Consider the following 13,268-nt stretch of genomic DNA (forward strand, 5'->3'; position numbering starts at 1 on the left):
TCGCATGGCTTTGCAGTCCATGACCGGTTTTGCGCGGCGCGAGGGAACGAGTGGCCGCTGGCGCTGGGCATGGGAACTGCGCTCGGTCAACGGCAAGGGTTTCGACCTGCGCCTGCGCCTGCCGCCCGGTCTTGAACGCATGGAGGCGGAGGTCCGCCGCCTTGCCGGCGAAAGTTTCAGCCGCGGGAACCTGCAGGCTTCGCTCTCGGTCTCCGCCGACGAGAACCGTTTCGAAGCCGTCCTGAACAGGGAAGCGCTTGCCGCCGTGCTTGCCATGCGCGAGCAGCTGGTGGATGTGATCGATCCGGCGCCGCTGAAGCTCGACACGCTGCTTCTGGTGCGCGGCATTGTCGAGTTCCGTGAGGGCGAGGATGGCGAGGAGGCGCTGGCCGCCCGGGATGCCGATATTGCCGCCGGCCTCATGGCCGCGCTTGCCGACCTCCGGGCGATGCGCGAACAGGAGGGGGCAGCACTCTCCCGCATTCTTCTCGATCACGTCGCAACGATCGAGGGCCTGACGCGGACGATCGAGACGGATCCCTCGCGCTCGCCGCAGGAGATCGCGACCCGGCTGGTGGCACAGGTGGCTTTGCTGATGGACGGCATGGCCGCGCTCGACCGTGACAGGCTGCATGCCGAAGCCGCGTTGCTGGCGACCAAGGCGGATCTGCGCGAGGAAATCGACCGCCTGAAGGCGCATGTCGCCGCAGCCCGGGATCTGCTGGCAAAAGGCGGACCTGCCGGGCGCCGTCTGGACTTCCTTGCACAGGAATTTAACCGCGAATCGAATACCATCTGCTCGAAGTCGAATGCCTCGGCGGTCACCGCCGCCGGCATCGAGTTGAAAGTCGTGATTGACCAGTTCCGCGAGCAGGTCCAGAATTTGGAGTAGGACATGAAACCGGCGAAATCCTCGCCCGTGCAGATCGCCCGCCGCGGTCTGATGCTTGTTATTTCGTCGCCGTCGGGCGCCGGCAAGTCCACCATCGCGCGCACGCTTCTGGAGACCGACAAGCATATCGGTCTTTCCGTCAGCGTCACAACGCGCCAGCGCCGCCCGAGCGAGGTCGAGGGCGTGCATTACCACTTCAAGAGCGTGCGCGAGTTCGAGCGGCTGCGTGATAGCGACGCGCTGCTCGAATGGGCCGAAGTGCACGGCAATTTCTACGGCACGCCGCGCGAGCCGGTCGAGCAGGCGATGGCCGAGGGCCGCGATATGCTCTTCGATATCGATTGGCAGGGCGCCCAGCAGCTGCAAGAGAAAATGTCGGCCGACGTCGTCTCGATCTTCGTGCTGCCGCCGACCATGACGGAGCTCCAGTCACGGCTGCATCGCCGCGCCGAGGATTCCGAGGAGGTCATCCAGACGCGTCTCGCCAACAGCCGCGCCGAGATCGGCCACTGGCGCGAATATGACTATGTCATCGTCAACGACGACCTCAACACCGCCTTCGACGCCGTCCAGTCCATCGTCAAGGCCGAACGCCTGCGCCGCGACCGCCGCCACGGCATGTTCGATTTCGTCCGCGAGTTGCTGGAAGAGACGCCGTCGCTTTAAAGCGCGCCGCGACGCGCTTTGGCTCTTTGTTTTTATGCATGTCGTTGCCCCGGAACCCTGCACAGTTCCGGGCGACTTGCATTTAAAGGCTATTTGCCAACAGGCAGAATTCCTCGACGGACAGGGTCTCCGCCCGCCGCGCCGGATCGATCCCGGCCTTCACAAGCAGGCTCTCGCCGCCGAGTGGCTTCAGGCTCTGGCGCAGCATCTTGCGGCGCTGGCCGAAGGCGGCCTGTGTCACCTTTTCCAGATTGGCGACGGAGCAGGGGATGGGATTTTCCCGGGGAGTCAGATGGACCACCGTCGAAGTCACCTTCGGTGGCGGCGTGAAGGCTTGCGGCGGCACGTCGAAAGCCATGCGCGCTTCGGTCCGCCAGCCGCAGAGCACGCCGAGACGGCCGTAATGGTCGTCGTCCTCGTTGGCGACGATACGCTCGCCGACTTCCTTTTGAAACATCAGCGTCAGCGACTGCCAGAACGGCGGCCAGGCCTTCGGCAGCAGCCAGTTGACCAGCAGCTGCGTGCCGACATTATAGGGCAGGTTGGCGATGATCTTGACCGGGCCTTCCGGTGCCAGCGACTCGAAATCCGTCTTCAGCGCATCGCCTTCGATCACCTCCAGCCGGCCTGGATAGTGATCGGCGATCTCGGCGAGCGCCGGCAGGCAGCGCGCGTCGCGCTCGACGGCGATCACCTTTTTGGCGCCGAGCGCCAGGATCGCCCGTGTCAGCCCGCCGGGACCGGGGCCGACCTCGAAAACGGTCATCCCTTCGAGCCCGCCCGCCGTGCGGGCGACCTTCTGTGTCAGGTTCAGGTCCAGCAGGAAGTTCTGCCCGAGCGCCTTGCGCGCATCGAGGCCGTGACGCTGGATGACGTCGCGAAGCGGCGGCAGGCCATCGAGTGCTGCCATCAGCGGCGGCTTTCCCAAGTGCGGCCGAGCTGAGCGGCGAGCTTCAGCGCCGCAACGAGGCTCTGCTCGCGCGCCAGCCCTTTGCCGGCAATGCCGAAAGCGGTGCCGTGATCCGGCGAGGTGCGCACGAAGGGAAGTCCGAGCGTGACGTTGACGCTGTCGTCGAAGCCGAGCGCCTTGGCGGGGATCAGCGCCTGATCGTGATACATGCAGATGGCGACATCGTATCGCGCCCGCGCCTCGTCATGAAACATCGTGTCGGCGGGCAGGGGGCCGATCGCGTCGATGCCCTCGTCGCGCAGACGCTCGATGGCCGGGCGGATGACATCCTCGTCTTCCCTGCCGATCGTTCCGGTCTCGCCGGCATGCGGATTGAGGCCGGCAACCGCGAGCCGCGGCGCATCGATACCGAAGCGCTGCCTCAGATCTTCGTGCGCGATCCGGCAGGTATCCAGGACCAATTCCTCGGTCAGCGCCTGCGGCACCTCCCGGAGCGGAATGTGAATGGTAACGGGAATGGCCCTCAGCTTCGGTCCCGACAGCATCATGACCGGGGTCACCGGCCGGCCGTTTGCCCTGGCAGCGAGATCGGCGAGAAATTCGGTATGGCCGGGAAAGCGGAAGCCCGCCTCGTAGAGCACGACCTTGGCGATCGGATTGGTGACGACCGCAAGCGCCTCGCCGCCGATGACAAGCGAGACTGCTTTCTCGATCGCCGCGATCGTGCCTTTCGCCGTTGCCGCATGCGGCTCGCCGGCCACGACCTCAATGCCGGCCGGCACGCTCATGACAGGCAGCGCATCGGTAAATAGGCCGGTGGCCTCGTCGGCCTTGTCGATCTCACGGATGGAAACCGCCAGGTTGAGCTGGCGGGCGCGCAAGGCCAAGACATCGGGATCGCCGATCAGGAAAAATGGCGGGAGCCCGAGTTCACGCCGCCGGAGCCAGGCCATCAGCGTGATATCCGGCCCGATGCCGGCGGGATCACCCTGGCTCAGCGCAAGCGGTCGTGAGAACGGTATCGCCATCGTCGGTCAGCGATAGGCGATCTGCGCCTTCTTGCGCAGTTCATCCAGGTATTTCTTGCTGTTCTCGTTTTCCGGCGGACCGTTTTTGCCGGCCTTGGACTTGTCGAGATCCTCCTGGCGGAAGACCATTTCAGCGGCCTGGTCGTCGGAGACCTGGCGCTGGCTGCAGATCGCCAGATATTCGACACCCTTGTCGGTAACGCGGGTGCCGGTCGTGTTGCCCTTGGCCTGCTCGACCAGAGGCTTCCAATCCGGCGGGATCTCGGGAGCGAGCATGCGGCCGAGGTCGCGCACGGCGACATCGCGCATCGTTGCGGCAAAGACCTTTGCCTGGTCGCAGCCGGGGAATTTCGAGCGCGACGCCTCGGCCTCGCCCTTGCGCTTGCCGGTGATGGCGCCGCGCTTGGCCTCAGGAATGACGAAGATGATCTGCTGCAGCATATATTCCGTCGTTACCGGCTTCTGCTTATTGTTCTGCATCATGCGCGAGACGAGATCGTAATTCGACAGCCGCGTGGTCGAGCCGTAACGCGCATTGACGACACGCGGCCAGCTCATCTGAACGGCGATGAAGCCCTTGAAATGGTCGACGCCGACGCCGGCACGGTCGAGAATCTGCGACATCTGCGCGACGGAAAGCTTGTTGCCGGCCGAAAAGCGCGCGAAAGACGCGTCGACGTCCTGCTGCGAAACCGACATATGGACGCGGGCGACCTCCTGCCGCTTGAGAGTTTCGTCGATCAACTGCTCCTTGGCGGTCTTGGCATCGGCGGCCGTATGCTGCAGGCGAAGGAAGGCCTGCCGCTTGGCGACATCGCCGCTGGTGATGGCCGTGCCGTTCACCACGGCCTGGACTTCGCTGGCTGCCAGCGCCGGGCCGGCAAGGCCCGTCAGCAAGGCAAGCGCTGCGCCGGCGAGAAAGGCGGTTATGGCTTTTTTCGCGTCAGTCATCTGTTGACCTCCCAATAGCGCCGCGAGACGTTGTTCGCGGCGTCCTTACCACAGTGCGAGACACGCGGAAATCGCTTCCGTCACGGCGCAAATCCCCTATGCCTCAGATATCGGCTGGCGACAATGTCCTGCACAGGCTTACGGCGAAAGAATGACTTGAGGCCATGTTTACGCCGTCCGCCTGCTAGTTTGAGAGGGTATCGGAGCCGATCTTGATGTCGCCGAGCGTGCGGAACGTCAGCCGCGCGCCGATCGTCCAGTCGCTTGCCGACTCGTCTTCGGAATCCCTGCTATCCGTATAGGCGATCGTGAAGATCGTGCATTCGTCCTCATAGGAAAGGCCGAGCGTCCGGCGACTGATCACATCATTGTTCAGATCCCAGGCGATGCCGCCGAAGATCGACCAGTAGTCCTTGAACTTGACTTTGCTGCTGGTCTGGATCTCGTCATTGTCCTCGGCGAAGCCGTAGGCCGGCTGGGCGCTGAGATGGGTGTAGGTCACCTGCGTCTGGAAAGTGTCGTTCTGGTAGGCCGTCGTCAGGTCGCCGCGCCGGAACTCGAAATCCTTCTCATCGAGACGGTAGGAGGCGGCGACGGACACACCGTATGGCGTTTCGACGCCGCCGAGGCCGACATAATCGGAGCGGTCGGTTTCGAGGCCGGAATCGGCGCCGACATTGACGAGGTCGTCGGTGGCGAAAGAGTTCTGGCCGGCGATCTGATAAGACTGGCCGAAAATGCCGTGCAGCTTGTAACCGCTGTCGAACGTCCCGGTATACTGGACGCCAAGATTGGCGCGGGTACCGCCTTCAATACGGTCGTAGCCCGAGAACTTGTCGCGGTCGAAAAGCGACGTGGCATCGAAGACGAAGCTTTGTGCGTCCTCGTTCGGCAGCCGGCCGGCGAGCTGCTCGTCGGGACGGGCGTAGATCTGCGCGATCGGCTCGAGGATATGCGTGCTGTTTTCCGTCGTCATCAGAATTGGATAACGCACCTCCAACCCGGCGGTGAGCATCGAACGGGTGGCGGAATTGTCGTCGAGGTAATTGCCGGCGTAACCGGTCGGATCGTTCATATTGAGTGCGAAAGCGTCGCCGCGCGCCGCCAGAAGCGGCGTGATCACCAGGCCGGTCGGCGTGACGTAGGTGCGTTTCCACTGAAGTTCGGCGGTCAGGCGCGAAGTCTGGCCCTTCAGGCCGCGGAAACGGTCGAATCCGTCGACAGTGTAGAAGTCATCATGTGTGCGCGAAATATTCGTCAGGTTGACGTCCGCGGAAAGTTCGCCGCCTGCCAGCGGCTGAGGCGCTACATAATGATAATCGAGCGCCGGATAGACGATCGCCTGCTGTTTTTCGGCGGTGTTCTTGCGGTCGGCATCCTGAACGTCGAAATAAAACGCCCGCATGTCGAAATAATTCCGCTTGCCGAGCCCGGTCAGGTAGATCTGGTTGGTGCGATCCGTGCCGCTCAGGCCGCGGAGCTTGTAGGTTTTCGAGAAATTGTTGTCGCTCTGCACCATGACGTCCCAGCCGAACGCCCAGCGCGGATTGATGCGGAACTCTGCCTTTGACGCCACCATGCCGCGCCGCTCGGCTTCGGCATCACTGGTACCCGAGCTGAAATTGCCAGGCTTTGCCTGGTCGATGCCGGCGACGCGCAGGATATGCGTGCCGTTTTCGAAGCGCTGACGGAATTCGCCTTCGACGAGGAAGCCCTGGGCCGTGTAGCCGGTGGTGGTGACCGTCGCATCCATGCTCGGCGAGATCACGTAATAATAAGGAATGGAAAGACCGAAGCCGAGATTCTGCGACAGGCTCATCGTCGGGAACAGGAAGCCGGACTTGCGCTTCACCGTATTGTCGGGAACCTCGATGAACGGCACGAAGGCAATCGGGTAGCCGAGCAGCTCGAAGCGGGCTCGCTCCAGACGGATCGTATGGGTCTCGCCGTTCTGGATCACGCGCTTGGCCTTGACCTGCCAGAACGGCGCCCGTTTCGGATCTTCGGCGCAGGGAAGGCAGGCGGTGTAGACGCCCTTGTTGAGAATCATCTTGGTGCCGCCGACACGCTCGCCGCTTTCGGCGACGATACGGGTATTGTCGGAGGTCTCGATGCGCAGCGAGTTCAGGAACCCGTCGGCAAAATTGTCGGTCACGTCTAGGTTGTCGGCGTAGATGCGGTTGCCGTCCGGGCTGACCATTTCGACATTGCCGATCGCCATCATCCGGCCGGTCTTCTGATTGTACTCGACCTTCTGCGCGACCATCTTGTAGCCGCCATAGTTGATCTGCACGCCGCCGACCGCCGAGACCAGATCGGCGTCACGGTTATAGACGAGTTCATTGGCCGAAAGCAGCAATTTGGCGCCTTCGGGAATCTTGTTCTGAATATTTTGCTCAGGCGTGCTGGCCTGGCCGTGGGAGGCCGGGACGCTGCCGAAATAGGAACATAGAGCCGCACCGACAAGCAGGGCAACCGATTGTTTACTAAAATACTTGCGGTCGCCTACCGCCACTAGCCGTCCTCCTGATGAAGCAAAATAGTCGCGCCCAAGGCCAGCGCGACGACCACCGGTATCCAGGTCGCCACGAAGGGAGGCACGACTCCACTGCTTCCGAATGCTTTTACAAGCACGGTGATGACATAAAGCATGAAGCCTGACAGGATTCCACCCAGAATCACGGAGCGGGATTGGTTGAACCGGCTAAATTTTAGGGACACTGTTGCAGCAATGAGAGTCATGGCCACCAGCAACAATGGCTGGGACAACAGAGAGTTGAATTGTGTCTCCAATGCCTTGGTCGAGATGCCGAAGGATTTGGCCGCCGCAATGCGGTTGGAAAGGTCAAAGAAACCAATTGTTTCCGGCGCTGTCAGCCGCTCCTGAACGAAATCCTGTTTCAGATTGGTGCGAAGTTGGACCGAAGCTTTGCGCAACGGGATTTCGCCAGGCTTGCGCTCGACGACTCCGTTAAGCTGCCAGTAACCATCTTCCAACTTTGCCGTGGCGGCATCCTGTCTCAGAATGACTCGACCGCTTGAATCGAAATGGATCAACACGGCGTCGATCAGCTTGGTGCCGTTCTCCTGGACCGTCTGGGCGCCGATGATGACATCGTCGCGGCCGCTGATCTGGCGCAGCCACGGAATCTGCGGCGCCTTGCGCAGAACCGCGTTTTCGCCGCGCCAATCGGATTCGACGAGCAGCGCCTGACGCTGTCCCCAGGCGGCAAGCGGATTGAGCGCCGTTGTCGTCAGCACGCCGAGTGCCAGCGAGCCGGCGATGAAGGGAAACATGAACTGCCAGACCGAGATGCCGGCTGCGCGTGTGACGACAAGCTCATATTTCCGATTGAGACCGATTAGCACCGTCATGCCGACGAAGAGCGCGACGAACGGGATCGTCTGCTGCAGGATGAGGGGCAGGCGCACGGCCGTCATCACGATGCCGCCGCCGATGGTGTAACCGGGCAGGCCGGACATGCGCCCCGCCGTCTCGCTGAAATCGAGGAGAAAGGCGATCGCCGACGCGCCGATCAGGAACCAGCCCGTCGTCGCCAGGTAGCGGCGAAAGAAATAACGCGACAATGTTCCGAACATCATTGGGCGGCGCCCCCGCCGGACCTGCTGGTCGCGGCAAGCAGTCGTTCCTGCGTTCGTCTCCAGGAGGCCGATATCCGCTCCCAGACGAACGAAGGCATGACCAGTCGCTTGTGCAGGCTGAGGAAGATAATCGAGACGATGCTGCTGACGATCGGGAGACCGTAGAGAACGGCGATATATTCCGGATCGGTGTCGATCTGGTTTGCCGCGTAGAAAGCAGCCCACCGCAGCGCGAAGGCATAGGCGAGCGCGCTCACCATCGGATGCAGCCGCGCTTCGCGGTGCGAGCGTGCATCACCGGCGATAGCCAGCGAAAACAGGGCGAAGACGACAGGAAGAATCCAGTCCGTCAGCCGCCGATGCAGCTCCGCGCGATAGCTCTGCGGCCGGATCGTATAGTCCTTGTCGTTCGGATCCGGATTGAACAGGAACCACAGGTCGCGGTCGCTGGCTTTCAACGTCGCCTGGCCCCGGCTCTCCGTCATGTCCGAGAGATCGAAGGAATAGGAATCGAAATTGATGACCGAGACGTTGCCGTCCGGTGTTTTGCGATGCACCTCGCCGTCATGCATGATCAACGTCGTGCCGGTATCGTCGACCGCGCCTTCCTTGGCGTAATAGATCAGCTCGTAGGCCGGGTCCCGCTCGTCGGCGACGAATAGGCCCTTCAGCATGCGGCCCGCCAGACGCTTGGAGATCTGCACATAGAGACCCTCGTCGATCTTGCGAAAGGTCTTTTCCTCGATAACCGAGGAGAGAAGATCGGCATAGGTTTCGGCGATCATCTGGCGCGCCACGGTCTTTGCCCGCGGCTCGACGATATTGTCGACGAAAAACGAGAAGACACTGATAACGGCGGCAAGCAGCAGGATCGGGCGGACCAGAATGCTGCGCCGTGCCCCGGCCGCGTCGATGACCGTCAGCTCGGAATCGTTGTTCATCGTCGTCAGCGTCTGAGTGATGGCGATGACAAGCGCGAAGGGCAGCACGACAGGAATGATCGACGGCAGGATCATCGTCGCCAGCTTGGCGAACGAGCCGATCGACTGGCCGCTGTCGGTGACGAGGTTGATGCGCTGCAGCACCTGTGTCGTCCAAATGATCGCCAGCACGGGCAGGAGCGCCACGAGAAACATCTGGCCGACCCGCCGCAATATGTATGTCTCGAGTAGTTTCATGCCGGCCCTTGAAAGCACCTGCAGGCCCAAACGGCTTGCAGGAGAATCCCTCTACGCTCTTTGTCGCGCTTTTGCGACAAGCAGGTGTCAAAAATTCATTCAAATTTCAGAATTTTTTTGGCTCTGTTGCGACTCAGTTAATGCCAGCAGCGCTGCGAAGACGACCAGCGAGGAGAGCCATCCGAGCGTCACGTCGGAGAGATAATGCGCGCCGAAGGATAGCCGCATGGCCGGCGTCAGGATCGAGATCGCGACGACGGGTGGCACCAGCGCGTAGCGCAGCGATTTCGGGACGAAGAGCAGCAGGCAGAACAGCCAGCCGGCGCTCGCCGCCTCGCCGGAGACGAAGGAGCAGTTCGAGACGCATTTGCCGGCAAGCGAACCGGCCTCGACGAAATGCAGGGCGCCGCCGAAAATATCCGTCTGCACCGGCCGCGGCCGGCCCCAATGTTCCTTCAGGATGACATTGACGAGCAGCACCGGCCCGATCAGCAGGGTTCCGAGCGCAACTTTGAGCTTGCGCGCCCGATCGGCGTTGAAGGTCGCGCCGTGCTGCTGGTAGCATTCGATGAGTTTCCACGCCATCACGATCGCCACGACATAGGGAAGGCGGAAGAAGATGGTGCGCAGCAGGTCGAAGTTCCCCGAATCGCGATAGGGAAAGCCGCCGCAGATGCTTCCGGCAGCGACGGTCGCGTCACAACCGGTGCTCACGAAAAAAAGCTGGGAAAAATAGATGTCGATCCCGGGGAAGGCGCGGAAGACGATCAGCAGCCCCCACCAGGCCCAGAACAACAGCACGAATGCACCGAAAGTCGTCTTCGGCAGGCGGATCACCGGGCGCCGCCATCGATTTTTCGAAAAAACTGTCAACGCGAATATCTACGAAACTGACGAAAACATCTGGGCCTGGACGGCCGCGGGCGACCATAACAAGTGTCGCTAGCCATTGACAGACCCGGCAAACGCGAAATTATCCGCCGGGACGGATTTCCAAGAATCCCAGCGGAGAAGACATGTCAGCAAAGTTCGAAATTTCATTCTCGAAGTCGGCGAAGCTCAACAGTGGCCTGGCGATCCTGTTGAAGACCGCGGAGGCCGACGCCGCCGCCGGCGCTGAAACAGCCGATCCGGCGGGCGTTGTCGCCAAGGCTGCGAAGATCGCGCGATTCTCCGGAAAATCCATGGCCGCGCTCGATATCGTCGCCCCGGAAGGCGCACCGGTCGAGCGCATCGTCGTTCTCGGTCTCGGCAAGGCGGCTGAATTGACCGCTCATGACTGGCTGAAGGCTGGCGGCGCTGCGGCATCGAAAATCAAGAATACCGACAGGGCGGCCGTCTTCCTCGACGTCCCCGGCCTGACGACGGACGCGCGCGCGGCCGCCGATTTTGCGCTCGGCATGCTGCTGCGCGCCTACAGCTTCGATTCCTATAAGACAAAGAAGAATGATGACGAGGAAAAGCCGCCGAAATCTGTCAAGGTGACGATCGTCACCGCCGATGCGAGCGGCGCCAAGAAGGCGTTTTCCGATTCCGAAGCGATCGCAGGCGGCGTCAATCTTGCTCGTGACCTTGTCAACGAACCGCCAAATGCGCTTGGCCCCGTTGAATTCGCCGCCAGGGCGAAGGAACTGGAAACGCTCGGTGTCGAGGTGGAGATCCTGACCGAGAAGGAAATGCGCCGTCTCGGCATGGGCGCTCTGCTCGGCGTCGCTCAAGGGTCCGTGCGCCCGCCGCGCCTGGCGGTCATGCAGTGGAAGGGCGGCAGAGCCAAAGATCGTCCGATCGCCTTCATCGGCAAGGGCGTCGTCTTCGATACCGGCGGCATTTCGATCAAGCCGGCCGCCGGCATGGAAGACATGAAGGGCGATATGGGCGGCGCCGCAGCCGTGACCGGGCTCATGCATGTGCTCGCCTCCCGCAAGGCGGCCGTCAACGCCGTTGGCATCATCGGCCTGGTCGAGAACATGCCTGACGGCAACGCCCAGCGTCCCGGCGATATCGTCACCTCCATGTCCGGCCAGACGATCGAAGTGATCAATACCGATGCCGAGGGTCGCCTCGTGCTCTGCGATGCGCTGTGGTATTGCAACGATCGCTTCAAGCCGCAATTCATGATCAATCTCGCCACCCTGACCGGCGCGATCGTCGTCGCCCTCGGCAACGTGCACGCCGGGCTGTTTTCCAACGACGACCAGCTTTCCGCCCGGCTGACGGCAGCCGGCCTTTCGACCAACGAGAAACTCTGGCGTATGCCGCTCGGCAAGGATTACGACAAGCTGATCGACAGCAAGTTCGCCGATATGAAAAACACCGGTGGCCGCCACGCCGGCTCGATCACCGCCGCGCACTTCCTCAAGCGTTTCGTGCAGGAGACGCCCTGGGCGCATCTCGATATTGCCGGCACGGCGATGGGCTCGCCGCAGGACGAGATCAACCAGTCGTGGGGTTCCGGTTTCGGTGTGCGCCTGCTCGACGAACTCGTCCGCGCCCATTATGAATCCTGATGACCGACATTCTCTTCTATCATCTGACCGAAACCAGGCTGGAAGACGCGCTTCCGCCGCTCATCGACAAAAGCGTCGAGCGCGGCTGGCGCGTCGCCGTCCAGACGCGTGAGCCGGCGCGGCGCGATGCTCTCGATGCGCATCTTTGGACGTACCGCGAAGACAGCTTCCTGCCGCACGGCACCGACGAGGCCGATTTCGCCGAGAGCCAGCCGGTGCTTTTGACGGTGACGTCGGACAACGCAAATGCGGCGACGGTGCGTTTCATCGTCGACGGCGCCGAGCCGCCGCCGGCAGACCCTTACGAGCGCATCGTTTTCATGTTCGACGGTCACGATCAGGCGCAACTGGAAGCAGCGCGCGCGCAATGGAAGAGGCTGAAAGGCGAGGGGCATAATCTCACCTATTGGCAGCAGACGCCGGAAGGACGGTGGGAGAAGAAGGCCTGAGCAGACCCCCAGGAAGGATGGCCCTTGCCGTCGGGCTGACAGCAAGGACCGCCAAGTGGCTCAATCGTGGAAGGCTTCGACGAATTTCCGCTTGCCGAGCATGAAGGCGTCGGCGACATGCCGCAGCGGCGCCAGATCGACATCCGATTTGCCGGCCTTGATGATTTCGGCAAAGCGACGGTAGAGTGAGGGATATTCCTGCTCCGGTTCGGCGAAAGTCAGCGTGCCGTTGATCGAAAGCTTGGCGCCGCCTTCGGCAAGCACCATCTGGCCGGCCGCCGTTTCGGCGACAATGTCCCAGCTCTGCTTGCCGGTCTGGCGCCAGTCGAATTCGGCGCGAACCGGCAGGCCGTCGGCATTGCGGAAATGAATGTCGGCGGCGATCGGCGCATCGCGGTTTTCAGGGAATTCGAGCACTGCCTCGGTGATGAAGATCGGACGCGGCAGGATGTGGGTGACGATCGAAAGCGCATTGATGCCGGGATCGAAAACGCCGAGACCGCCGGCTTGCCAGATCCATTCCTGGTTCGGATGCCAGTGGCGGACATCCTCTTTCCAGATCACATGCACGCTTTTAATCGTCGTCGAAGCGAGAAACGCCTTGGCGGCTTCGACCGCCGGCGCATAACGCGAATGCCAGCTGGCAAACAGCGACGCGCCCTGCTTTGCGGCAAGCGCCTCGAGGTCGGCCACTTCGCTCAGCGTCGCGCCGGGCGGCTTTTCCAGGAAGACGTGCTTGCCGGCGACGAGCGCTTTATAAGCGGCCTCGTAGCGGTATTGCGGCGGCATGCACAGCGAAACGGCGTCGATCGAAGGCTCGGCCTCGAGCATCGCCTCGATCGTCGTATAGCTGTTGATGCCTTCGACCGTGCCATGGCGGCTGGCCGTGGCGACGAGCTTGAAATCGGCGTTCTTGGCGATGGAGGGGAGGTGCTGGTCGCGGACGATCTTGCCGACGCCGACGATGGCGAGATTGATAGGGGACATGGTGTTTCGCTCGAACCTGTGAAAAGTATGATTTATTGGGCTTCTTGTAGCAGAAAGAGGAGCGCCGACAAGCTCTCCCTTCCATTCTATTGCATCA

The 13,268-nt window shown here is 62.0% G+C and carries 12 protein-coding genes; 4 read left to right on the top strand and 8 right to left on the bottom strand.

The window, feature by feature from the left end:
- The first annotated feature begins 4 nt into the window (after positions 1 to 4).
- A complete protein-coding gene (locus EFD56_RS24705) occupies positions 5 to 892 on the top strand; it encodes a YicC/YloC family endoribonuclease (RefSeq protein ID WP_004680505.1) in 888 nt (295 codons plus the stop codon).
- Positions 893 to 895: 3 nt separating this feature from the next.
- The gene (gmk, locus tag EFD56_RS24710; RefSeq protein ID WP_004680508.1) at positions 896 to 1,558 is read left to right on the top strand and encodes a guanylate kinase; all 663 of its coding nucleotides are present in this window, start codon (positions 896 to 898) and stop codon (positions 1,556 to 1,558) included.
- Positions 1,559 to 1,640: 82 nt separating this feature from the next.
- Here the strand turns inward: gmk and rsmA are convergent, their stop codons facing one another.
- The 7 genes from rsmA to EFD56_RS24745 form a co-directional block, all read right to left on the bottom strand.
- A complete protein-coding gene (gene rsmA, locus EFD56_RS24715; RefSeq protein WP_126906549.1) occupies positions 1,641 to 2,468 on the bottom strand; it encodes a 16S rRNA (adenine(1518)-N(6)/adenine(1519)-N(6))-dimethyltransferase RsmA in 828 nt (275 codons plus the stop codon).
- Positions 2,468 to 3,496, bottom strand: coding sequence for a 4-hydroxythreonine-4-phosphate dehydrogenase PdxA (gene pdxA, locus EFD56_RS24720; RefSeq protein WP_126906550.1), 1,029 nt, complete (start codon positions 3,494 to 3,496; stop codon positions 2,468 to 2,470). The genes rsmA and pdxA overlap by 1 nt, the downstream gene beginning before the upstream one ends.
- Positions 3,497 to 3,502: 6 nt before the next feature.
- Positions 3,503 to 4,447: a SurA N-terminal domain-containing protein gene (locus EFD56_RS24725; RefSeq protein WP_004680513.1), complete on the bottom strand. Its 945-nt coding sequence runs from the start codon at positions 4,445 to 4,447 to the stop codon at positions 3,503 to 3,505.
- Positions 4,448 to 4,631: 184 nt separating this feature from the next.
- Positions 4,632 to 6,962: an LPS-assembly protein LptD gene (locus EFD56_RS24730; protein WP_037137840.1), complete on the bottom strand. Its 2,331-nt coding sequence runs from the start codon at positions 6,960 to 6,962 to the stop codon at positions 4,632 to 4,634.
- Positions 6,962 to 8,050, bottom strand: a complete 1,089-nt coding sequence (lptG, locus tag EFD56_RS24735) for an LPS export ABC transporter permease LptG (protein WP_004680515.1) — start codon at positions 8,048 to 8,050, stop codon at positions 6,962 to 6,964. Before lptG ends, EFD56_RS24730 begins: the two co-directional genes overlap by 1 nt.
- The gene (locus EFD56_RS24740; RefSeq protein WP_037118868.1) at positions 8,047 to 9,228 is read right to left on the bottom strand and encodes an LptF/LptG family permease; all 1,182 of its coding nucleotides are present in this window, start codon (positions 9,226 to 9,228) and stop codon (positions 8,047 to 8,049) included. The genes lptG and EFD56_RS24740 overlap by 4 nt, the downstream gene beginning before the upstream one ends.
- 99 nt (positions 9,229 to 9,327) lie before the next feature.
- Positions 9,328 to 10,101 (bottom strand): phosphatase PAP2 family protein, encoded by a 774-nt coding sequence (locus EFD56_RS24745; RefSeq protein ID WP_037118858.1) that lies wholly within the window; start codon positions 10,099 to 10,101, stop codon positions 9,328 to 9,330.
- A gap of 143 nt (positions 10,102 to 10,244) precedes the next feature.
- Here EFD56_RS24745 and EFD56_RS24750 point away from each other — a divergent pair, with 143 nt between their 5' ends.
- The gene (locus EFD56_RS24750; protein ID WP_126906551.1) at positions 10,245 to 11,735 is read left to right on the top strand and encodes a leucyl aminopeptidase; all 1,491 of its coding nucleotides are present in this window, start codon (positions 10,245 to 10,247) and stop codon (positions 11,733 to 11,735) included.
- Complete coding sequence (locus tag EFD56_RS24755) at positions 11,735 to 12,184, top strand: DNA polymerase III subunit chi (RefSeq protein WP_004680519.1); 450 nt, start codon at positions 11,735 to 11,737, stop codon at positions 12,182 to 12,184. The genes EFD56_RS24750 and EFD56_RS24755 overlap by 1 nt, the downstream gene beginning before the upstream one ends.
- A 60-nt stretch (positions 12,185 to 12,244) precedes the next feature.
- On the opposite strand, the gene EFD56_RS24760 is transcribed toward EFD56_RS24755, so the two are convergent.
- The gene (locus EFD56_RS24760) at positions 12,245 to 13,171 is read right to left on the bottom strand and encodes a Gfo/Idh/MocA family protein (protein WP_064821742.1); all 927 of its coding nucleotides are present in this window, start codon (positions 13,169 to 13,171) and stop codon (positions 12,245 to 12,247) included.
- Positions 13,172 to 13,268: the final 97 nt, after the last annotated feature.

The organism is Rhizobium phaseoli (assembly GCF_003985125.1).
GTDB classification, from domain to species: Bacteria; Pseudomonadota; Alphaproteobacteria; order Rhizobiales; family Rhizobiaceae; genus Rhizobium; species Rhizobium phaseoli.